General features: G+C 61.2%; 17 protein-coding genes. 2 read left to right on the forward strand and 15 right to left on the reverse strand.

Annotation, left to right across the window (positions count from 1 at the left end; translation table 11 throughout):
* Window positions 1-145: 145 nt before the first annotated feature.
* The 7 genes from H7C18_RS11930 to H7C18_RS11960 all read right to left on the reverse strand — a co-directional run bounded on the left by H7C18_RS11930 (window position 146) and on the right by H7C18_RS11960 (window position 8,633).
* Window positions 146-622 (reverse strand): VOC family protein, encoded by a 477-nt coding sequence (locus H7C18_RS11930; protein WP_185129294.1) that lies wholly within the window; start codon window positions 620-622, stop codon window positions 146-148.
* Window positions 623-658: 36 nt separating this feature from the next.
* Window positions 659-1,165 carry an SRPBCC family protein gene (locus H7C18_RS11935; RefSeq protein ID WP_185129295.1) on the reverse strand — a complete coding sequence of 169 codons (507 nt, stop codon included), beginning with the start codon at window positions 1,163-1,165 and terminating at the stop codon, window positions 659-661.
* Entirely contained in the window at window positions 1,162-1,515 is a 354-nt protein-coding gene (locus H7C18_RS11940; RefSeq protein WP_185129296.1) for an ArsR/SmtB family transcription factor, read from the reverse strand. Before H7C18_RS11940 ends, H7C18_RS11935 begins: the two co-directional genes overlap by 4 nt.
* A gap of 184 nt (window positions 1,516-1,699) precedes the next feature.
* The gene (gene araA / locus H7C18_RS11945) at window positions 1,700-3,190 is read right to left on the reverse strand and encodes an L-arabinose isomerase (protein WP_185129297.1); all 1,491 of its coding nucleotides are present in this window, start codon (window positions 3,188-3,190) and stop codon (window positions 1,700-1,702) included.
* Between the two features lie 625 nt (window positions 3,191-3,815).
* Window positions 3,816-4,049: a DUF3892 domain-containing protein gene (locus H7C18_RS11950; RefSeq protein ID WP_185129298.1), complete on the reverse strand. Its 234-nt coding sequence runs from the start codon at window positions 4,047-4,049 to the stop codon at window positions 3,816-3,818.
* A 163-nt stretch (window positions 4,050-4,212) separates the two neighbouring features.
* Window positions 4,213-6,591, reverse strand: coding sequence for a glycoside hydrolase family 95 protein (locus H7C18_RS11955; RefSeq protein WP_185129365.1), 2,379 nt, complete (start codon window positions 6,589-6,591; stop codon window positions 4,213-4,215).
* An 8-nt stretch (window positions 6,592-6,599) separates the two neighbouring features.
* The gene (locus tag H7C18_RS11960) at window positions 6,600-8,633 is read right to left on the reverse strand and encodes a beta-galactosidase (protein ID WP_185129299.1); all 2,034 of its coding nucleotides are present in this window, start codon (window positions 8,631-8,633) and stop codon (window positions 6,600-6,602) included.
* 193 nt (window positions 8,634-8,826) lie between these two features.
* On the opposite strand from H7C18_RS11960, the gene H7C18_RS11965 reads away from it, so the two are divergent.
* Window positions 8,827-9,654 carry an AraC family transcriptional regulator gene (locus tag H7C18_RS11965; protein ID WP_185129300.1) on the forward strand — a complete coding sequence of 276 codons (828 nt, stop codon included), beginning with the start codon at window positions 8,827-8,829 and terminating at the stop codon, window positions 9,652-9,654.
* Window positions 9,655-9,724: 70 nt separating this feature from the next.
* On the opposite strand, the gene H7C18_RS11970 is transcribed toward H7C18_RS11965, so the two are convergent.
* The 4 genes from H7C18_RS11970 to H7C18_RS11985 form a co-directional block, all read right to left on the reverse strand.
* A complete protein-coding gene (locus H7C18_RS11970; protein ID WP_185129301.1) occupies window positions 9,725-10,708 on the reverse strand; it encodes a sugar kinase in 984 nt (327 codons plus the stop codon).
* Between the two features lie 2 nt (window positions 10,709-10,710).
* Window positions 10,711-11,349: a bifunctional 4-hydroxy-2-oxoglutarate aldolase/2-dehydro-3-deoxy-phosphogluconate aldolase gene (locus H7C18_RS11975; protein WP_185129302.1), complete on the reverse strand. Its 639-nt coding sequence runs from the start codon at window positions 11,347-11,349 to the stop codon at window positions 10,711-10,713.
* A 199-nt stretch (window positions 11,350-11,548) separates the two neighbouring features.
* Window positions 11,549-13,045: a UxaA family hydrolase gene (locus H7C18_RS11980; RefSeq protein WP_185129303.1), complete on the reverse strand. Its 1,497-nt coding sequence runs from the start codon at window positions 13,043-13,045 to the stop codon at window positions 11,549-11,551.
* Window positions 13,042-14,517 carry a tagaturonate reductase gene (locus H7C18_RS11985; protein ID WP_185129304.1) on the reverse strand — a complete coding sequence of 492 codons (1,476 nt, stop codon included), beginning with the start codon at window positions 14,515-14,517 and terminating at the stop codon, window positions 13,042-13,044. Before H7C18_RS11985 ends, H7C18_RS11980 begins: the two co-directional genes overlap by 4 nt.
* 152 nt (window positions 14,518-14,669) lie before the next feature.
* Here H7C18_RS11985 and H7C18_RS11990 point away from each other — a divergent pair, with 152 nt between their 5' ends.
* A complete protein-coding gene (locus tag H7C18_RS11990) occupies window positions 14,670-15,533 on the forward strand; it encodes a helix-turn-helix domain-containing protein (protein ID WP_185129305.1) in 864 nt (287 codons plus the stop codon).
* Window positions 15,534-15,656: 123 nt separating this feature from the next.
* On the opposite strand, the gene H7C18_RS11995 is transcribed toward H7C18_RS11990, so the two are convergent.
* From H7C18_RS11995 to H7C18_RS12010, 4 genes are all read right to left on the reverse strand, one after another.
* Window positions 15,657-16,451, reverse strand: coding sequence for a hypothetical protein (locus tag H7C18_RS11995; protein ID WP_185129306.1), 795 nt, complete (start codon window positions 16,449-16,451; stop codon window positions 15,657-15,659).
* Window positions 16,452-16,727: 276 nt separating this feature from the next.
* Window positions 16,728-18,626: an ABC transporter ATP-binding protein gene (locus tag H7C18_RS12000; RefSeq protein ID WP_185129307.1), complete on the reverse strand. Its 1,899-nt coding sequence runs from the start codon at window positions 18,624-18,626 to the stop codon at window positions 16,728-16,730.
* Entirely contained in the window at window positions 18,623-20,356 is a 1,734-nt protein-coding gene (locus tag H7C18_RS12005) for an ABC transporter ATP-binding protein (protein WP_185129308.1), read from the reverse strand. The genes H7C18_RS12000 and H7C18_RS12005 overlap by 4 nt, the downstream gene beginning before the upstream one ends.
* An 80-nt stretch (window positions 20,357-20,436) precedes the next feature.
* Window positions 20,437-20,883, reverse strand: coding sequence for a MarR family winged helix-turn-helix transcriptional regulator (locus H7C18_RS12010; protein WP_185129309.1), 447 nt, complete (start codon window positions 20,881-20,883; stop codon window positions 20,437-20,439).
* Window positions 20,884-20,894: the final 11 nt, after the last annotated feature.

A 20,894-nucleotide genomic window follows, 5' to 3' on the forward strand; every position in this document is an offset into this window, starting at 1 on the left:
GGATCCGGACGACCATGATTCCCCTCCGTCTCATGATGCTTTTAGACTCAAAATAGAAGAAAAGGGTTGCGGTTCCGATCGTCCTTCGGGCGAAAAAAAACGTCCTCGTCCGATCGGGACGAGGAACGTCGGCTTGCGCAGCCGGTTATTTCTCATAAGCCTGCTTTAAAGCCCGGATATCGATTTTATCCATTTGCAGCATGGCTTGCGTGACCCGTCCCGCTTTCCCGGCATCCTTGTCTGCCAACAGCTCGCCTAGAATGGCGGGAACGATCTGCCAGGACAAGCCGAATTTGTCTTTCAGCCAGCCGCACCGCCCGGGTTCTCCTCCGTCCGCGGTGAGCTTCTCCCACAGATCGTCTACCTCCTCCTGCGTCTCGCAGTTGACATAGAACGAGACAGCCTCGTTGAACTTGAAGTGCGGGCCCGCATTCAACGCCATGAACCGCTGCCCCTCCAGCTCGAAGGTCGCCGACATAAGCGTTCCTTTCGGAAACGGCGCTCCCTCGCCGTAACGGGAAACGTTCGACGTCTTCGCATTTTTGAAGATCGAGCCGTAAAATTGGATCGCTTCTTCCGCGTTATCGTTGAACCAAAGGAAAGGCGTAATTTTGTTCGACATGGGAATTCGACTCCCTCCTGTTTCGTTTAACTTCCCTTATCGAGACAGCGGACCGATGCTGACGGCGAACTTGTCGAGCGACTGGTTCATGCCCATCACGGCAAATTTGGACATCTGGCCCAGCGTCCAATCGAACTCGGTAATCGTCAACTCCGTCGTGTCGTCGGTCAGGGCTTTGAATTCGATGACGAATCTGACCTCTTGGGGAAAATCCGGAGGCATTCCCGCATCCGCCGGATCGATCGGATTGCCTTCCGCGTCGGACAAGCTTTGCGTAAATTCAAGGCGTTCGCCCGGCACGATCTTCGTATAGACGCCGGTGTTGTAGAAGATTCCGCCCCCCTGCTCCGGCGGCGCCTTCATGCAGAACAAATACTTCCCGCCTTCGCGAAGATCGATTTGGCAGCTCTGCGAGGTGTAGTTCGCGGGTCCCCACCAAAGAGGCACCAGCTTCGGATCCGTCCAGCCTTTCCATACCCACTCGACCGGGATATCGAGGACTCGGGTGATGACAAGGTCTTGCTTGTTCGAATTCAGGCTCATGGGGATTCCTCCGGATCGGTTGGTTTTTGGGCGGCTTTCGCCATCTCCGCCTTCACGACGGCTTCGAACTTATCCAAGCGCTTGCTCCATCGCTGTCTCATGCTCTTGGACCATTCCTCGAACTCGGCCACGGTATCGGTGTTGATCCTGTAGATGCGTTGCTGCGCCTTCTTTTCCACTTGGATCAAATTCGCCTCGAGCAAGATCTTCAGATGTTGGGAGATGGCCTGCGGACTGACCTGAAACTGACCGTGGATCTGGGATGCGGAGAACTCTTCATGGTCGGCAAGCATCTCCAGAATGCGGCGGCGCGTCGGATCTGCCAATGCGGAAAAGATATCGTTAGGCATACAGCTTTCTTTTGTCCTCCTTTCGCGTTCCTTCCATTTCTCGTTTATAATAAACCATCATCTTTATAAAGTAAATACTTTAATAAAATGTTCGTTGGATTGAAGGCATCTCCGCTTGGAGTCAAAAGAAAAAAACCGCAGCGGACGCATGTCCGACTGCGGGATAGGTAAAGCAAATGTGCCGTTAACGGCGGGCCCAGGCGACTTGTCCGAAGCGCAGCTCGTTCTTGAACGCGCGAAGGTTCGTATCCTTGTCGATGACGACGGCTTCGATGCCGGCCATCTCGGCGAAATCAAGCATCTGCTCGGTCGTGACGACAAGCGAGTATACCGTGTGGTGCGCGCCGCCGGCGAGAATCCATGCTTCCGCTCCGGCGTGCAGCGACGGCTCCGGCTTCCACAGCACCCGGGCAACGGGCAGCTTCGGCATCTCGCGGTCCACCTCGACGCCCTGCACTTCGTTCACGATCATCCGGAACCGGGTGCCCATGTCGACGACCGACACGTTGATCGCGGCGCCCGCTTTGCCGTTGAACACGATGCGGGCCGGATCGGCCTTGCCGCCGATTCCGAGCGGGTGCACTTCGATGCGGGGCTTCGACTTCGCCAGCGTCGGGCACACTTCCAGCATGTGAGCACCGAGCACGAGCTCGTTGCCGGGCTCGAAGTGGTACGTGTAATCCTCCATAAAGGAAGTGCCGACGTTGCCGGCCACGATCTTCAGCAGACGGGTCAGCGCGGCCGTCTTCCAGTCGCCTTCGCCCGCGAAGCCGTAGCCTTGTTCCATCAGCCGCTGAACCGCCAGCCCCGGAAGCTGCTCCAGCCCGTGCAGATCTTCGAATGTGGTCGTAAACGCGGTGAAGCCGCCTTCATCCAAAAACCGCTTCAGCGCAATTTCCAGCCGGGCCTGATAAGCGATCGAATCGCGCACCGGTCCGGCCGTCCGGCCCGCTTCCTCGATCTCGTACCGCTCCGCGTATTCGCCGAGCAGCCGCTCGACGTCCGCGGCGGGAACCGCATTCACGTAAGCCGCCAGATCGCCGACGCCGTGCGTGTTGACCGACCAGCCGAACTGGATTTGCGCCTCTACCTTGTCGCCTTCCGTCACCGCCACCTGGCGCATGTTGTCGCCGAAGCGAACGACCTTGAGCGTGCGGCTCTCGTTATAGGCGACCGCCGTACGCGTCCAAGCGCCGATGCGGGCGCGAACGGCCGGATCTTCCCAGTAGCCGACGACCACCTTGCGGGAGATGCCCATGCGCGCGCCGATAAATCCGTATTCGCGGTCGCCGTGCGCGGCTTGGTTCGTATTCATGAAGTCCATGTCGATCGTGTCCCACGGAATGTCCCGGTTGAACTGCGTATGCAGGTGCAGCAGCGGCTTGCGCAGCTCCGAGAGGCCTGCGATCCACATTTTGGCCGGCGAGAACGTGTGCATCCAGGTGATGATGCCCGCGCAGTTCTCGTCCGCGTTGGCGGCCATGCACAGGCTGCGGATCTCCTCCGGCGTCGTCACGACCGGCTTGAAGACGACCGGGAACGGAATGGCGGCGTCGCCGGACAGCCCTTTGGCAATGACGCTTGAATGCGCGTTCACTTCGTCCAGCGTCTCCGGACCGTACAGATGCTGGCTGCCCGTCACAAACCAGAACACGTAGGGCTTCAATGAAATCATCACAAATCCTCCTCGGAATTTCGAACTTGTACGTACATAATAGCAACTTGATTTTACTCTGTATCCGCACAATATACAAGGCTTTAGGCGGAGAAATAATGCCAGTCTGCCATGCCGAACCGCCCTTCACCGAAACACTTGTACTTACAACACAATCAACTCTTCCTCATCTCCCGCTGCATTACGTTTCCGCCTCGGCCGGTAGGCAGCTCGGCAGTCTCGCGGTCACGCTCTCCTTCCATTTCCAGTTGCCGCTCCGTTCGATCCGCAGCCCCCCTGCTTCTTTACCCCGTCTCTGCTTCCTTGCCCGTTACCGCTCCGTTTGTTCGCGCCCCCGCCGTCCCTCCATCCCTCATCGATTCAAAACTGCAAACGTGCAGGTTTTTCTGGAGAAAGCGGCCCTTTTGAGACGAATGCCTGCAAAAGTGCAGGCTTTTCGTCCTATAAGACGTCCATTACCGATACCTAATCAAAAAAGATGTATTTTCGCAGGCTTTTCCAAGCATCGTTGGGAAAAGACCGAAAAAGATGCATTTTCGCAGGAAATCGTGCCGGCATCAAAAAAGCGAAGCGGCCTCGCGCCGGGGTATCCCGGGCGAAGCCGCTTCACTTCTAACGGCAGCGCTTAGAACGTCGGCAGGTTGTCCAGATTGTTATCCGGGTTCCCGTCCGCGTCCGAGCGCAAATGTTCGTCTCCGTCGCGTCCGCGGAAGACGTTGACGTGCTCGATCTTCCCTTCCTTGGCCATCGTCTGCGCTTCTTTGTAGCCGACGACCTGGCCGGAGGACAGCTTCAGCTCGACGATGTCGCCGTCGCCGTTCTTGCGGACCGCGACGACTTGTTCACGGTTGTTTTCCATTCCTTCCACCTCCGTTCCCTTAATCTTCCTCGGATGAAGGAAGATTATTCAGGCCAGGGCGGAGAACTCTGCATTCGCCAGCCCCGAAAGGGAGCGGCTTCAACGAACGGACCGAAGACGAAAGTCGGCGCAAACGGCTGACGCGCTTTCCGCCTGTCATCGGCTAAAGGATTACGGTATAGCTTTGTCCCGCTTCGGCCAGGAAGCGGACCGTTCCGTCCGCGGCAGCTTCGGCCGGAACGCTTTGCCCGCCGCTAGCAATCCGAACCGCTCCGCCGCCGGTGCGTACCGCGCACGGACCGGAGCGCTGCGGGCGAAGCTCCGCTTCCGCCAGCCGGCCCCCGGCCCAGCGGATATCGACCTCGTAACCGCCGCGCGCGCGCAGGCCGCGCACCGAACCTTCCGGCCAGGCGGAAGGCAGCGCAGGCAGCAGTTCCAATGCGCCTTCGTGCGACTGCAGCAGCGCCTCGGCGATGCCGGCCATTGCCGCGAAATTTCCGTCGATCTGAAAGGGCGGATGGGCATCGAACAGGTTCGGATAGACGCCGCCGCCCTCGTACACCTCGTTGTTCACCCTCACCAGCTTCAGCAGGTTCGACAGCAGTACCCGCGAACGGTCGCCGTCGCGAAAGCGGGCCCACAACCCGATTTTCCAGCCGAGGCTCCATCCCGTTCCTTCGTCGCCGCGCCGCTCGAGCGATCGCCGCGCCGCCGCGAACAGCTCGGGCGTGCCGTCCGCCGTCAGCTGCCGGCCGGGATAGACGCCGAACAAGTGCGAGACGTGCCGGTGATGGACGTCCTCGTCTTCGAAATCGCGCGACCATTCCTGAAGCTGACCGTACTTGCCGATCTGAAGCGGAAGCAGCCTGTTCCGGGCTTCGGTCAGCCGCTCGCGGAATTCCGCGTCGATGCCGAGCTGCCCGGACGCCTCCATGCAGTTGGTGAACAGATCGTAAATCAGCGACAGGTCCATCGTAGACGCGCGGCTGACGGCCGCCAGCCCGCTTCCGTCTTCAAGCCGGAACTTATGCTCCGGCGAGGTGGACGGAGCCGTGACCAGATGCCCCCTGCCGTCTTCGATGAGCCAGTCGAGGCAGAACAGCGCCGCTTCCTTCATGATCGGATAGCCGTTCTCCGCCAGCCATTCGCGGTCGCCGCCGAAGGCGTAATGCTCCCACAGATGCTGCGCCAGCCACACGCCGCCCATCGGCCAGAACGCCCAGGACGGATCGCCTTCGCCATAGGCGCCGACCGGCGCGGTCTGGCGCCAAATGTCGGTGTTATGGTGAGCGGTCCAGCCTCGCGTGCCATAGTTGACCCGAGCCGTCTCCGCCCCGTTCCGGGCGAGCCCCGCGATCAGGTCGAGCAATGGCTCGTGGCACTCTGCCAGGTTGCACGTCTCCACCGGCCAGTAGTTCATCTGGGCGTTGATATTCAGCGTCCAGTTGCTGCTCCACGGCGCGCGCGTCTGATCGTTCCAGATGCCCTGCAGGTTGGCCGGCTGAGTGCCCGGCCGGGAGCTGGCGATCATCAGGTAGCGGCCGTATTGGAACAAGAGCTCGACCAGGCCCTGATCTTTCGCGCCGTATTCGGCGATCCGCTTGTCGGTCGGCATATCCTCCGGAGCGACGGACTCGCCCAGCTTCAGCTCGACCCGGTCGAACAGTCGGCGGTAATCGGCGGCATGCGCCTCCAGCAGCTCTTCGTACGTCTTGGCCAAGGCGGCGCCCAGCTTCTCTGCGGCCCGCGCGTCCGCGTCCGCGCCGTCCTCCGCCGGCGGCCGGTCGTAGCCGTTAAAGCTCGTCGCCGCGCTCAGCAGCAGCGTGACCGCCGTTGCGCCCGACACGTACAGCCCGCCGGCGTCGACCTCCAGCCGGCCGCCTTCCAGGACGGCGGCCAACTGCGCCGAGAAGCGCATGCCGCCGCCTTCCTCTCCTTCGCCGTAATCGACCGGTCGGTCCGTGTTGTAATAGTTCGGATCGACATGCCGAGGCGCCGTTCCGCGCAGCATAAGCCGATCGCCGGACGCAGCCGTCCGCGAGCGAAGCGGGCTGTCCATCCGGGCGGCGAAGCTGAGCGCTCCGGGCCGGCTGGCCGTCAGCCGCATGACGATCGCCTGGTCCGGGAACGAGGCGAACGTCTCCCGCTCGTATTGAACGCCGCCGATGGAATAACGGACGCGGGAGACCGCGCCGGAGATGTCCAGCTCCCGGCGATAGCCGGACGCCTGGTTCCCATGTTCGAAAGCCAGCGTCAGATGGCCCAGCGGAAGGTAGGTCTGGGTATAAGGCCCCATCATCTCCTTGCACAGCCGATCGGCCTCCGCGTATTTTTCTTCGGCCAGCAGCCTGCGCACCTCCGGCAGCGCCTCCAAGGCGCGGGGGTTGTTCCCGTTCTTGGGGCCGCCCGACCAGAGCGTGTCCTCGTTGAGCTGCAGGCTCTCCTTCTCCACGCCGCCGAACACCATGGCGCCGAGCCGTCCGTTGCCGACCGGCAGCGCTTCGGTCCATTCGGCCGCCGGTTTGTCGTATTGCAGCTTCAGCACCGGATTTACCCCTCTCTTTCCAGGATCGCGACGCCCTTGCCGCCGATCCTTACGCTTCCGGACACGCCGCTTCCCGTCAGCAGATCGACGCCCGCCGCGCCGCCCAGCTCGACGATCGCCTCGCCCGCGTTATGGTTCAGCAAGAACAAGATCGACTTGCCGTCCTTGATCCGTTCGGCCGCTTCCACGCCGGCCGGCAGGTTCGGCACGAGCGGAAGAACGCCTTTGTCGGCGGTCAGCTTCGCCATGAAGTCGCTCATGAACCGCTCGTCCGGACTCGTCGCGACGTACCAGGCTTCCCCTTTGCCGAACCGATTGACCGTAAGCGCCGGCATCCCCTTGTAGAAGTCGTCGCCGTATTCCGCCAGCACTTCCGCGCCTTCCGCGTGGATCAGGTCGCACAGCAGCCCGCACTCGTATGTGCCTCTGAGCGAATCGACCGTTTGCTTCATCACGACCTGGTTGCGGGCGTCCGGGAACAGCGCGTCGATCTCCTCCGCCCAGATGCCGAGCACTTTGCGCAGCTCGCCCGGATAGCCGCCGAGCGTGACGATATCGTTCTCGTTCACGATGCCGCTGAAGAACGTCGTGACGAACGTTCCGCCCGCTTCGACGAACGCTTCCACTTTGCGGGCATAGCCGTCCCGCACCATGTACAGCACCGGCGCGATGACGATATCGTAAGCGCTCAGATCCGCCTCGACCCCGATCATATCCGTCTGAATGCCGAGCTTGAAAAGCGCGTCGTAATACTTATGCGCTTCGTTCGCGTACTTGAGCGCGACCGTCGGTCCGCTCGTCAGCTCCGTCGCCCACCGGTTCTGCCAGTCGTAGACGATGGCGACCTTCGCGTTCGGCCGCGAATCGAGAATTTTGTCGCCGAGCTGCCGCAGCTCTTTGCCCAATTCCGCACACTCGCGGAACACCCGGGTATGCTCATGTCCGACGTGTTCGATGACGGCGCCGTGATACTTCTCGCACGCGCCGATCGAGCGGCGGAGCTGGAAGAACATGACCGTATCCGCGCCGCGCGCGACGGCTTGATAGCTCCACAGCCGCATGACGCCTGGCCGCTTGAGCGAGTTGTAGGCTTGCCAGTTCTGCTGGCTCGGCGTCTGTTCCATCAGCATGAACGGCTGCCCGCCTTTGAGCCCGCGCATCAGATCGTGAGTCATCGCCGTCCAGCTGAACGGCGTGTCGAGCGACGGGTAGTTGTCCCACGAGACGACGTCCAGATGCTTCGCCCATTCGAAGTAATCCAGTTCGGGGTAGAAGCCCATCAGATTCGTCGTGACCGGAACGTTCGGCGTATGCTTCTTGATCGCGTCGTATTCAAGCCGGTAGCAAGACAGCAGGCTGTCGGACATGAACCGCCGGTAATCGAGCGAGATGCCCTGGAAGTTCGTCCGGTTGCCGTCCCACTCTTCGCTCAGCGCGTTCGGCGGCACGATCTCGTCCCATTCGTAGAACGTATGGCCCCAGAAGCGGGTATTCCAAGCCTTGTTCAACGCGTCCATCGACCCGTAGCGCCCTTGCAGCCACTTGCGGAATGCCGCCGCGCAATTGTCGCAATAGCAATAGCCGCCATATTCGTTCGAGACGTGCCAGATGAGCACCGCCGGGTGATCCTTGTAACGCTCCGCCAATTTGTCCGCCAGCAGCGTGGAGAAGTGCCGGTATACCGGGCTGTTCGGGCAGGAATTGTGCCGGCCTCCGAACTTGCGCTTGCGGCCGTTGTAATCGACGCGGGTCACCTCCGGATAGCGCTTCGCCATCCAGGCGGGATGCGCGCCCGTGCCGGTGGCGAGACAGACGCCGACGCCGTTCCGATGCAGGCGTTCGATCGTCTCGTCCAGCCATTCGAAGTCGTATTCGTTCTCGCTCGGCTGGCTGAGCGCCCATGAGAATACATGGATCGTCGCCACGTCGATGCCCGCCAGCTTGAACATCCGATCGTCCTCGGCCCAAGTCTCCGCGTCCCATTGCTCCGGGTTATAGTCTCCGCCGTACCAAATCTTCGGCAGCTTTTCGTTGATCACGGCCAACACCTCGTCTTTTCGTAGAAGTAAATCCCGGTGACACGATGTCCTGAAGAGAAAGTTCGCCGCTTCAAAGCTTCGCCTTTCACCGGTCTTATAAAGATATCTCTATTTTAAAACAAGGAAAGATTCGATAAAATATAATCATATCCCAGACGCATATAAGAAAATAACAAAGGGAGGAGGACGGAATATGCGAAGGTTCGTGCTGCCTACGGGCATGGCCGGAACGCTGCCTTTGTTCCTTGAGACGATCGGAACGACGGAGGAAGCGAGCAAGATGGTCCGCCCCGAAGGGTACCCTTTCTATCACTGGCTGCAGACGGTGGCGGGAGAAGGATTGTTCTCCGTGAACGGCCGGGCGTTCGCGCTTCCGGCGAACACCGGCGTGCTCCTTCAACCCGGCGTCCCTCACTCCTACGAATCGGTCGGCGGCGGCTGGGATACGGCTTACTTGACGTTCGGCGGACCGGCCGTGCCGGACATCCTGCTGCCGCTCGGAATGCTCGAGCCGAACCCGATCCGCTGGGAGCCAGGGGACGACTCGCCCCTCGCCCGTTTTATCGAAGACATGATGGACCGGCTGGAAGCGAGCGACGACTTGTTCGGCTTCAACGCGTCGGCGGACGTCTATCGCTTCCTGATGACGCTTCGCCAATACGGCCAGTTCGACAACCGCTCCGCGATTATCCGCAGCTCCGAGAAGCTCCGGCCGCTGCTGGACTGGATGGAATCGAACTACGCCGACCCGGACGTCGATCTCGAACGGATGCGCAAGGTGCTCGAAATGCCGCCCAGCACGTTGAACGTGCTGTTCCGCCACACCTTCGGCTTCTCGCCTTATGCCTATCTGATTCAGCTCCGGCTTCGCAAATCGAAGGAACTGCTCATCGGCTTGCCGGACGAGACGATCAAGACGATCGCCGAGCGGGTCGGCTTTCGCGACGCCAGCCACTTCGTGGCGACGTTCCGCCGCAAGACGGGGCTTCCTCCCGAACAGTTCCGGAAGCTGTACGAATAGAATGCTCGCGGTCATTAGCCGACTGCGACAAAGCGAAAGGCCCATGCGCAATTTCGCATGGGCCTCTTCGTCAACGCGTCGTTTCGCGGCCGCCTTCCAGCATCCGGTTCACTTCGCTCAGCTTCGGCATCCCTTCCCAATCGCCGCGATATTGGGTCGCCAGCGCGCCCATCAGGTTCGCGCGGGCGAGCGCAAGGCCGAGCCTCTCCTCGTCGTTCTCGCCTTCTTCCGCAAGCCATGCCGACAGGAAGCCCGCCGCGAAAGCGTCGCCGGCGCCGACGGTGTCGATGACGCGGCTTACTTTATGCGGCTTCGAGCGGACGGCCGCGAGCGACGTAAAGCCGATCGAGCCTTCCTCGCCGAGCTTCAGGACGACGGCGTTCACTCCCATGGTCAAGAAATGCGCGCCATACGCCTCTTCGGTCATCGGGCCGACGAGGAATTCCGCTTCCTCCAATCCCGGCATGAATACGTCGCAGAGCGGAATGAGCGACAGCAGCGTCTCCCGGGCCGCCTCTTCGCTCCACAGCTTGCGCCGCAAGTTCGGGTCGAACGAGACGGTCAGCCCCATCTCTCGGGCAACGGTCATCGCTTTGCGAACCGTATCGGCGGTCCCCGGTCCGAGCGCCGGCGTAATGCCCGTCACGTGAAGATGCCGCGCGCCCTCGAACCAGTTCCGGTCGACCCGGTCCGGCGTCCACTGGCTGACGGCCGAGCCTTTGCGATAGTAATAGACGTTCGGGTCGCCGTATCCTTTGAATTCCTTGAAATAGACGGCGGTCGGGAAGGCGCCGTCCCGTTCCGTCAGGGATACGTCGACGCCTTCGCCGGCCAGCGTCGCCAGGACGTAATCGCCGAACGGGTCGGCGCCGAGCCGGCTGATCCAGCGCACGCTCAGCCCGAGCCGGGACAAGCCGATGGCTACGTTCGACTCCGCTCCGGCGAGCGAACGCGTAAACAGAGGCGCGTAGGCAAGCGGCCCTTCGCTCATCGGCTGAAGCAGAACCATGCTCTCTCCGAGCGTCACGACATCGGCCGCACGAGTTCCGCTCATCGTCATTTGTCTCCTTTGACCTCGGACACGAACGCTTGCGCCAGCTTCGTCAGCTCGTCGAACTTGCCTTCCTTCACGAGCTTCTTGTCCACGAGGTTGCCGCCGAGACCGACGGCGATCGCTCCCGCTTCCAGCACCGTCCGGATGTTCGACAGGTTCACGCCGCCGGTGCCGATCATCGGAATATGATCCAGCGGCGCGCGCACTTCCTTCAAATAGTTGACGCCGAGCGCGCCCATCGGGAAAACTTTGACCGCGGAAGCGCCCGCCTTGTAAGCGCGGACGATCTCGGACGGCGTCATCGTGCCCGGCCAAACGGCGACGCCCTGCTCGACGCCGTAATAGATCACTTCTTCGTCCAGGTTCGGGGAGATGATATATTCCGCGCCGGCGGCGACGGCTTCCTTCGCTTGGCCAAGGTCAAGCACCGTTCCCGCCCCGATGCGCATCCGGTCTTCGTATTTCTCGCGGAACCGCGAGATCATGCCGAGCGCGCCGTCCGTGTTGAGCGTCACCTCGAGAAACACGATGCCGCCGTCGGCCAAAGCCTGTGCCGTCGCATCCCCCTTGTCCGCTTCGATTCCGCGGATGATGGCGACAATCTTTTCCCGGGACAACGTTTCCAATAAGTTCGTGGACATAAGAACCCCTTTCGGCCAAGCGCCGTACGCGTTTCCGCTCGACCATTGCTATGATGAGTTGCGAACTCGCAAGACCTTTTTCCCCAGGTCCCGACACAACCAGTTTACCACCATGTACCGCCGCTTGAAAAGAATCGGGGCGGCCGGTACCGGGAGCGTACCGGCGTCCGCCCCCGGTACGCCCCGTTTCCGCGCCGCATTACAGAATGACGCCGTCCTTGAAAATGGCGATCTCGCGAAACCCGTTCCGCTCGTTGTTCGTCTGCGTATCCCCCGAAGCGATACGGACGATTTGCGCCAGCAGATCGTCCGCCAGCTCGCTCATGCCGCGGTCTTCGAGCAGCCTTCCGGCGTTGAAATCGATCCAGTTCTTCTTGCGCTGGGCCAGCTCGCTGTTCGTCGCGATCTTCACCGTCGGCACCGGTCCGCCGAACGGCGTTCCGCGGCCGGTCGTGAACAGCACGATATGCGCGCCCGCCGCCGACAACGCGGTGACGGACACGAGATCGTTGCCCGGCGCTTCCAGCAAGTTCAGTCCCGGCTTGACGGCCCGTTCCCCGTATGCGAGCACGTCGGTGACGGTCGCCTGCCCGCCCTTCTGCGTGCAGCCGAGCGACTTCTCTTCAAGGGTGCTGATTCCGCCGTCCTTGTTGCCGGGAGACGGGTTCTCGTAAATCTCCTGGCCATGCCGGATAAAATATTGCTTGAAATCGTTGATCAGGCTGACGATCTGTCCGAATACCCGCTCGTCGGCGGCGCGGTTCATCAGAATCGTCTCGGCGCCGAACATCTCCGGCACCTCGGTCAGCAGGGCGGTGCCGCCCGCCGCGATGAGCCGGTCGGACACCGCGCCGACCAGCGGATTGGCGGTGATGCCCGACAAGCCGTCCGAGCCGCCGCACTTCAGCCCCAGCTTCAGCTTCGCCAGCGGCACCGGCTCCCGTTTGAACCGGACCGCGTAGTCGACCAGTTCGCCGATCAGAGACAGACCTTCCTCCAGCTCGTCCTCGACGGCTTGAGACTTCATGAATTTGACGCGGTCCGGATTGTAATCGCCGATCGCCGTCTTGAAGCTGTCGATCTGGTTGTTCTCGCAGCCGAGCCCGACGACGAGCACGCCGGCGGCGTTCGGATGATTCACGAGCGCGGCGAGAAGCTTCTGCGTATGCTTCAGATCGTCTCCGAGCTGCGAACAGCCGAACGGATGGGCGAAATGATGAACGCCGTCCACCTGCGAACCGAACATCGCTTCCGCTCTTTTCGCGATCGTCTCGCACGTTTTGTTGATGCAGCCGACCGTGTTGATGATCCAGATCTCGTTGCGAATTCCGACGTCCCCGTTTTCCCGAACGTAGCCCTGGAATGTAACGGGGGACGCGGCGGCCGACGCGGTCCCGCTTCCGGGCGCAGGCTCGTAGCTGTACTCGAGCAGGCCGCCGAGGCCGGTTCCAAGGTTGTGCGTATGCACCCAGCAGCCCGGCTGCAAATCCTGCTTGGCCACGCCGATGGAATAGCCGAACTTGAGCACGTGCTCTCCGGCCCGCGCCGGCTTCGTCAACACTTTATGCCCTTTGGGAACGTCGTCCTCGACCGTCAACTCGGATCCGTCCTCCAGCGTCAGCTTCTGACCCTTGCTTAGCGGCTGCAGGGCGATCACGACATGATCGTTCTCGTGCAGCCGAACCCAGCTATTCATTTCGCCGCCTCCTCCATCTCCCGAATTTGTTCCGCTACCCGCGCGGCCAGACCGCCGACGGCCGACAGGTCCGTTCCCCAAATGTCTTTCAAGGCCAGCAGCTTGCCGACGGAGGCCTCGGTCGTCTGACCGGCAGCCCAGATCGCCGATATCTTCTCCAGCAGCGCCGCGTCGTCGCGAACGAGGTACCGATCCCCCGCGAGCGTCGCGCCCGCGTAGCCGTCTTCCGTCCGCTCGGCCTTGTAATAGCGGAGCAATCCGGCAAGCGAGAGGACAAGCCGTTCCGGCAGCGGCAGCCCGTTGTCCGCATAATGAAGCAGCGACGGGAGGACGCGCACTTTGAACTTGCTCAGGCTGTTCATGGCGATATCCGACAGCCGGTGGTTCAAATACGGATTCAAGAACCGGTCGTATACGGTGCCCGCATACGCAAGCAGTTCGTCTGCCGGCAGCGGAACCGCCGGGACGATCTCTTGCTCGACGCCTTCCCGCACGAACGGACCGAAGCGCGGATGCTCCATCGCCTCGCGAACGTACGTAATGCCGTGCAGCAAGGCGATCGGCGTCATCAGCGTATGGGCGCCGTTCAGAATCCGCACTTTCCGCTGCTGGTAAGGTCGCAAATCGCGGGTCCAATGAACGTTCAGTCCGGCGCGTTGCAGCGGCAATTCGGCGTCGAGCTCGGGCTCCGCCTCGATCGCCCACAGATGGTACGGCTCCGCCGTGTTCAGCAGCGGATCTTCGTAGCCCCATTCCCGGAACCATTCGTCGGCCCGGTCGGCGGCATAGCCCGTCACGATCCGGTCGACGAGCGAATTCAAGAACCGGTTGCTCTTCTCCACCCAGCGGCGGAAGTCCTCCGGCAGCGCCCAATCGTCGCAATAGCGCAGCACGCAGCGCTTGAGCTCGTCGCCGTTGCCCTCCAGCAGCTCGCACGGCAGGAAAATGAGGCCGGGCGCCTCCATGCCGCCTAGCGCCAAATATCTGCGGTACAGCAGCCAGGCGGCTTTTCCCGGGAACGACTGAATCGGCTCGCCTTCCTTCAGCTCTTCCGGCTTATAGGCCAAACCCGCCTCCGTCGTATTGGAGACGACGAACCGGAGTTCCGGCCGTTCGGCCATCCGGCCGAACCGGTCCCACTCCGAATACGGATCGAACGCCTCCGCGAACACGGAGACGATCTCCGTCCGCTCCACCGGCCGCCCGTTCTCCAGTCCGCGGGTGACGAGCGTATACAGCCCGTCCTGCGCCGCCAGCGCGTCGATCTTCGGCTTGCCGGACGGCCGCGGCTGAACGACCGCCACGCTTCCGTCGAACAGACCTTCCTTGCGGCATTCCTGAATCATCCAATCGAAAAATCCGCGCAAAAAGTTGCCTTCCCCGATCTGCAGCACCGTGACGGGATCGCGGGCCGCCGCTTCGTAGGATCGGCGTTCCGCTGCCTTGAGCGCATCTTTGTTCAATCTGGTCATCGCTTCCCGGTCTCCTTCTCCTCGATTCGTTATGGAACCGCTCTCCCTTTTACTTTAACAGCATTTATGCATACGAAAAGAACGGATTCTTGCAAATTTGTACTGTTTTTTGATATGTTCGATGGAGACGCCGATGAGGGAGGATCTGAATCGTGAAGCCGTTCCGCAAACAGTTCGACGCCCTGCCTTCCTTCCCTTTCGCGATCGACTACCGGGAGAAAAAAAACTACCGGACCGAGCTGACCGACCATCTCCACGACTGGTACGAGCTCGTGTACGTGCACAGCGGCAGCGGGGCCTTCTTCATCGACCGGTCGTTCGACGAGATGCGCGAAGGCGATCTGTTCGCCATTCCCGGGAACACGATTCACCGCGCATTTCCCGATAAAGTGGACCCGGTCACCTCGACGGCCGTTTTTTTCAGCCCGATCCTGATCCAGCAGACCCCGCTCGGCGAGCCGTTCTCGTACTTGCGCTGCTTCGAGCAGGCTCAAGCCCGCCGCCGCTTCAAGCTGAACACGACGCCGGCGCTGCGGTTAGAGATCGAATCGGTCGTGGACCGGATGCACGACGAGCTTGAAGCGGGCATACCCGGCTTCCGTCACTCGGTGACGCTGCTGCTGCACGGCTTGCTTCTGGCGATCCACCGGGAGACCAGCTCGCTCCCGGAAGCTCGGGCGGGCGGCGATATCGCCCCGGGGTGGATGCAGGACATCCTGCTCTACATCGACGACCATTACTGCGAAAATATCGGCCTCGCCGAGCTGAGCGCCCGGGCGTCCGTCAGCCCCGCTCATTTCAGCCGGCTGTTCAAGCAGCTGACGGGCATGAACGTCACCGCCTTCATCGCCACCAAACGGATGATTCGCGCGAAGGAGCTTCTGCTCGCGTCCGACGACGGCGTCGGCGCCATCGCCGCCGCCTGCGGCTTCGAGAGCTTGCCGCACTTCCACCGCTTGTTCAAGCGCATCGTCGGCACGACCCCCTCGGCTTATCGACGCGAAGCCTCCTCGTAGGGGGCTGGGCTAGGAAATGCGGCGGCTGTTGCCGAAAATCATCATTTGGTTAAAAAACCGCCCTCGGCTACGCCGGGAACGGTTTCTCGCTTTTCTATAGAAAAGGGTTTGTTAGCGATGGGATCAGCCGTTCGTTGTCGAGGAAGATGCGGCGGCTCCGGAGGCTTGCGGTTGCTGGCCCTGCTGACCGCCCGCCTGGCCGTTCTGCTGCCCGCCCTGACGGCCGCGTCCGTACCCGCCGCCGCCGAATCCGCCTACGCGGATCGTCGTCGCTTCCTGCGAGCCGTCCTTCAGCCAGATCGTCAGCACGTCTCCTTCCTTCAGGTCGGCAAGGGTTACATCCTTGGTCGTAGCCTGGTTGTTCTCGAACGTCGTCGTCTCCAGCTTGGTCGAATCGGTAATCGTAATGTCCTCCGTCTCGTCCGTGAACATGCCGTCCCGATTAAAGCCGCCGGCCCGGCCGCCGTTCTGGCCGCCCTGGCCATTCTGCCCATTCTGATTGCCGGACGCTTGTCCTCCGCTCGGAGGAGCTTGCCCGTCTCCCGCTTGCGCATGGCCGCCATTCTGCCCGGAAGCATTCGGATCGGGACCGCCGTTTCCGTTTCCGCCATTCGGGCGAGCCCCCATTTTGCTCGGGTCGAACGACGATTTGTACACGGTGACCGTCTGACCGTTGATGCTCTTGATTTTGCCCATCAAGGTCGCGGCGTTCCCATTCTCGTCCACCATTCCCATTCCGACGCGCATGCCGCCTCCGGAGCCGTTCTGACTTGTCTGCGCGTTCTGTCCGCTTCCGCCGTCGGCTTCCGTCTGCACGGCCGCGCCGCTCGCATCGTTCTCCGTTTTGCCCGAGCCGCAGCCCGCCAGCAGCGACAGCGCCAGCGCGCCGCCGATCGCCAGATTCCACTTTCTCACCATTCCCGAATGATCCTCCTTGCCTATCGACTACCCGAAAATTACCATGCGCCCGTGAACGGACGATGAACGAAAGCTTAGTCCCAGATAAAAAGGAAAAAGCCGTGACCTTAACGTCCCGTTAAAGTCCGTACCTTCATGTCCCGTCCTGCCTCGCCTGCATCCGAAAGACGGGGTTCGTCGGCAGAGCTTGCGAACGTTCGAACCGAAAAAATCCCTCCGGGCAACCGGCCCGGAGGGAGAGGGTTCAGGCAAAACGGAGAGACGCCGCAGCCTCGCTTACACCGCGCTCGGCTGCTCGCTTTCCGAGAACTGGCTGTTGTACAGATCGGCGTAGAAGCCTCCCTGGGCGAGCAGTTCCGCGTGCGTGCCCTGCTCGATGACGCTTCCTTTGTTCATGACGAGGATCAGGTCCGCGTCGCGGATCGTCGACAGGCGGTGCGCGATGACGAAGCTCGTGCGGTTTTTCATCAGCTCGTTCATCGCCTTCTGAATGTAGATCTCGGTCCGCGTATCGACGCTGCTCGTCGCTTCGTCCAGAATGAGGATCGCCGGATTCGCCAGAATGGCGCGAGCGATCGTGAGCAGTTGCTTCTGGCCCTGCGAGATGTTGGACCCTTCCTCGTTCAGAATCGTGTCGTATCCGTCGGGCAGCGTGCGGATGAAGTGGTCGGCGTGCGCCGCCTTGGCCGCTTCCACCACCTCTTGCTCCGTCGCGCCTTCGCGGCCGTACGCGATGTTGTCGCGGATCGTGCCGTTGAACAGCCACGTGTCCTGGAGCACCATGCCGAACAGGCTGCGCAGATCGCCGCGCTTCAGATCGGTAATATTTTTGCCGTCGACCGTAATCGCCCCGTCGTTCACCTCATAGAAGCGCATGAGCAGGTTGACGAGCGTCGTCTTGCCGGCGCCGGTCGGACCGACGATGGCGACGGTCTGGCCGCTCTTCACGTTGATGTTCATGTCCTCGATGAGCGGCTCCTCCGGCTTGTAGCCGAAGTTGACGCCTTGGAAAGCCACGTCGCCCTTCACCATCGCGGAAGTCAGCCGGCCGTCCCGTTCCGGCTCTTCCTCCGGTTCGTCCAGCAGCTCGAACACCCGCTCCGCCGACGCGATCGTCGATTGGATGATGTTCGCGATGTTCGCGGTTTGCATGATCGGCTGCGTGAACTGGTTGGTATATTGAATGAATGCCTGAATGTCGCCGACGCTGATGGACCGGTGGGTGACGAGCACGCCGCCGACGACGCTGATGGCCACGTAGCCGATGTTGCCGATGAAGTTCATCAGCGGCATGATGATGCCGGAGACGAATTGCGCCCGCCAGCTCGAATGGTACAGCTTGTCGTTGATGTCGTCGAACTTTTCCTTCGATTGGCGCTCGCGGCCGAACGCCTTGACGATCGAATGTCCCGTATACATCTCTTCCACATGTCCGTTCAACCGGCCGAGCTCCGCCTGCTGTCCCTTGAAGTATCGTTGGGAACGCCCGGCGATCGCCCTGATGACGAGGAAGCTGAGCGGCAGCGTCAAGACGAGGATAAGCGTGAGCAGCGGACTGATCGTCAGCATCATGACGATGGCGCCGATCAGCGTCACGATCGAAGTGATGAGCTGCGTCAAGCTTTGCTGCAGCGTGTTGCTGATGTTGTCGACGTCATTGACGACCCGGCTCAGGATTTCCCCGTGCGTGCGGGAATCGAAAAATTTGAGCGGCAGCCTCGACAGCTTGTCGTTCAACTCGTTCCGCAGCTGGGATACGGTGCGCTGAGCGACGCCCGCCATCAGGAATTGCTGGACGTAGCTGAAGATCGCGCTGATGACATACAGGCCGGCCAGCAGGGAGACGATTTGCCAAATCCCCTGGAAATCGAAGGGGGCATTCCCCATAATCCCTGCGAAAAGCTTGTCGGTCGCTTTCCCGAGAATCTTCGGGCTCAGAATCGAGAAGACGGTGCTCAGGATCGCCGTCGCGAACACGCCGATCAGCTTGAAGCGGTGCGGACGCAAATAGCCGAGCAGCCGCCGGAACGAGCCTTTGAAGTTTTTGGGTTTCTGGCCGGGCATCATCATCATGCCGCCCGGGCCGAACCCGGGGCCGCCGGGTCTCGGTCCGCCTCCGGGTCTGGGTCCTCCCGGCGGCATGCCGCCTTGCGGTCCCTTCGGTTGCTCACTCATGCGATCTCCTCCTCCGACAGCTGCGACATGACAATCTCGCGATAGACGTCGCAGGAAGCCATTAATTCACGATGATTGCCGATGCCCGCGATCTTGCCTTCGTCCAGCACGATGATCCGGTCAGCGTCCATGATCGTGCTGACCCGTTGAGCGACGATGATGACGGAAGCGTCCGTCGTCTCCTGCAGAAGAGCGGCCCGCAGGCGGGCGTCCGTCTTGTAATCGAGCGCCGAGAAGCTGTCGTCGAACAAGTAAATGTCCGGCCGGCGCACGAGCGCTCTGGCGATCGACAGCCGCTGCTTCTGGCCGCCGGACACGTTCGTTCCGCCTTGGGCGAGAACCGACGCGAAGCCGTCCGGCATCTTCGAAATAAATTCGGAAGCTTGCGCGACATCGGCGGCATGGCGAACTTCCTCCTCCGTCGCGTCATCCTTCCCGTAGCGGATATTGTCTTCGATCGTACCGGTGAACAACACCGCTTTCTGGGGCACGAGGCCGATCTTGGCGCGCAGCTGCTCCTGCGTATATTCGCGAACGTCTATCCCGTCGATGCGGATACTGCCGGAGGCGACATCGTAAAAACGCGGAATGAGGTTGAGCAGCGTCGACTTGCCCGAACCGGTGCCGCCGATGATCGCGGTCACTTCGCCGGGCTGCGCGCGGAACGAAATGTTCTCGACGGCCGGCTGCTCGGCGCCGGGGTAGCTGAACGTCACGTTGTCGAACTCCACCAGACCTCCGGACCGATTCGCCAACCGATTTTCCGAACGGCTATCGTCTTGGATCACCGGATCGATCTCCAGCACCTCGTTGATCCGCACGGCGGACGCGGAGGCGCGCGGCACCATGACGAACATCATCGACAGCATCAGCAGGGAGAACATGATCTGCATGGCGTACTGCAGGAAAGCCATCAGGTCGCCGACCTGCATGTCGCCGTCGCTAATGCGCAGGCCGCCGAACCAAATAATCGCGATTTGGACGAAGTTCATGATCAGCATCATCATCGGCATCAACAGCGCCATGATCTGGTTGACCCGGATCGAGGTGTCCATCAGATCGCCGTTCGCTTCCCGGAACCGCTTCTTCTCGTGCTCCAGCCGGTTGAAGGAGCGAATGACGCGGATGCCGGTCAAATTTTCGCGCAGCACCAGGTTCAGCTTGTCCAGCTTTTTCTGAATTTGCCTGAACAGCGGAATGCCGCGGCTGGCGATCGCCCAGATCGTCAGAGCGAGCACCGGAAGCGCCACCGCCAGCACGAGCGTCAGTTTCGCGTCCTTGGACAGCGCCATGATCAAGCCGCCGATGCACATCATCGGCGCCATCGTCATGAGGCGCAGGATCATCATGAGCACGCCTTGGACCTGTGTGACGTCGTTCGTCGTGCGCGTGATGAGAGAAGCGGTCCCGACCTTGTCGAACTCTTGCAGGGAAAACTGCTCGACATGCCCGAACAGCTTGCCGCGAACGTCCCGGCCGAAGCTCGACGAGACGCGGGAGGAATAGAAGCTTGCCAGAACGGATACGGCGGCACCGCCTAGCGTAACGAGCAGCATGTAGCCGCCGACCCGGAGAATATAGCCGGTGTCTCCCTGAATGACGCCCTTGTCCACGATGTCGGACATCAAGGTCGGCAGATAAAGGCCGGAGAGCGACTGCAGCAGGACGAGCGCCATGATCAGCGCCACGCTCCACTTGTACGGCCTAAGGAACCGGAACAGCTTTAGCATCGATCGATCATCTCCAGTGTCTCTTTTTCCTTATCATATAAAGTAGGGTCTCATTATGAACTGAATATGAACTGCCGCCGTTAGGACTGAAAGTTGATTCGCGCCAGCTTCTCGTACGTTTGCACGAAAATTCTCAGTTCTTCCGCCTCCAAGCGGTTCAGAACTTGTCCCAGCTTCTCTTTGCGCGCCCCGTCCACCTTCCTTAAGGCGTCAAACCCCTTCGGGGTCAGTTGAACGAGGACGATCCGGCGATCCTGGTCGTCGTGGCGGCGATAAACGTAGCCCGACAGCTCCAGCCGGTCAAGCATGACCGTCACGGCGCTCGGCTTCACCCCCATCTTCTCGGCCAGCGGGGAGATGGCGCACGGTTCGTTCTCCTGAATCGTCTTAAGCATGAAATATTGCGGACGGGTCAGCTCAATCCCCAGCTCCTCGAGCAGATGGACGAAGGCGTTGCGGGTATTCCGGCTGAACGTCTCGTTGGCTGCGTAATAACGCTCGACGTATTGTTCAAGCTCCTTCCCCATGCCATCGCCCT

This window comes from Cohnella zeiphila, assembly GCF_014212055.1.
Classification (GTDB): domain Bacteria; phylum Bacillota; class Bacilli; order Paenibacillales; family Paenibacillaceae; genus Cohnella; species Cohnella zeiphila.

Excerpts from the sequence above, each read along its gene's own strand:
- H7C18_RS11930 (WP_185129294.1), bottom strand. The coding sequence starts at position 622 with ATGTCGAACAAAATTACGCCTTTCCTTTGGTTCAACGATAACGCGGAA.
- H7C18_RS11935 (WP_185129295.1), bottom strand. The coding sequence starts at position 1,165 with ATGAGCCTGAATTCGAACAAGCAAGACCTTGTCATCACCCGAGTCCTC.
- H7C18_RS11940 (WP_185129296.1), bottom strand. The coding sequence starts at position 1,515 with ATGCCTAACGATATCTTTTCCGCATTGGCAGATCCGACGCGCCGCCGC.
- araA (WP_185129297.1), bottom strand. The coding sequence starts at position 3,190 with ATGATTTCATTGAAGCCCTACGTGTTCTGGTTTGTGACGGGCAGCCAG.
- H7C18_RS11950 (WP_185129298.1), bottom strand. The coding sequence starts at position 4,049 with ATGGAAAACAACCGTGAACAAGTCGTCGCGGTCCGCAAGAACGGCGAC.
- H7C18_RS11965 (WP_185129300.1), top strand. The coding sequence starts at position 8,827 with ATGCGAAGGTTCGTGCTGCCTACGGGCATGGCCGGAACGCTGCCTTTG.
- H7C18_RS11970 (WP_185129301.1), bottom strand. The coding sequence starts at position 10,708 with ATGAGCGGAACTCGTGCGGCCGATGTCGTGACGCTCGGAGAGAGCATG.
- H7C18_RS11975 (WP_185129302.1), bottom strand. The coding sequence starts at position 11,349 with ATGTCCACGAACTTATTGGAAACGTTGTCCCGGGAAAAGATTGTCGCC.
- H7C18_RS11980 (WP_185129303.1), bottom strand. The coding sequence starts at position 13,045 with ATGAATAGCTGGGTTCGGCTGCACGAGAACGATCATGTCGTGATCGCC.
- H7C18_RS11985 (WP_185129304.1), bottom strand. The coding sequence starts at position 14,517 with ATGACCAGATTGAACAAAGATGCGCTCAAGGCAGCGGAACGCCGATCC.
- H7C18_RS11995 (WP_185129306.1), bottom strand. The coding sequence starts at position 16,451 with ATGGTGAGAAAGTGGAATCTGGCGATCGGCGGCGCGCTGGCGCTGTCG.
- H7C18_RS12000 (WP_185129307.1), bottom strand. The coding sequence starts at position 18,626 with ATGAGTGAGCAACCGAAGGGACCGCAAGGCGGCATGCCGCCGGGAGGA.
- H7C18_RS12005 (WP_185129308.1), bottom strand. The coding sequence starts at position 20,356 with ATGCTAAAGCTGTTCCGGTTCCTTAGGCCGTACAAGTGGAGCGTGGCG.
- H7C18_RS12010 (WP_185129309.1), bottom strand. The coding sequence starts at position 20,883 with ATGGGGAAGGAGCTTGAACAATACGTCGAGCGTTATTACGCAGCCAAC.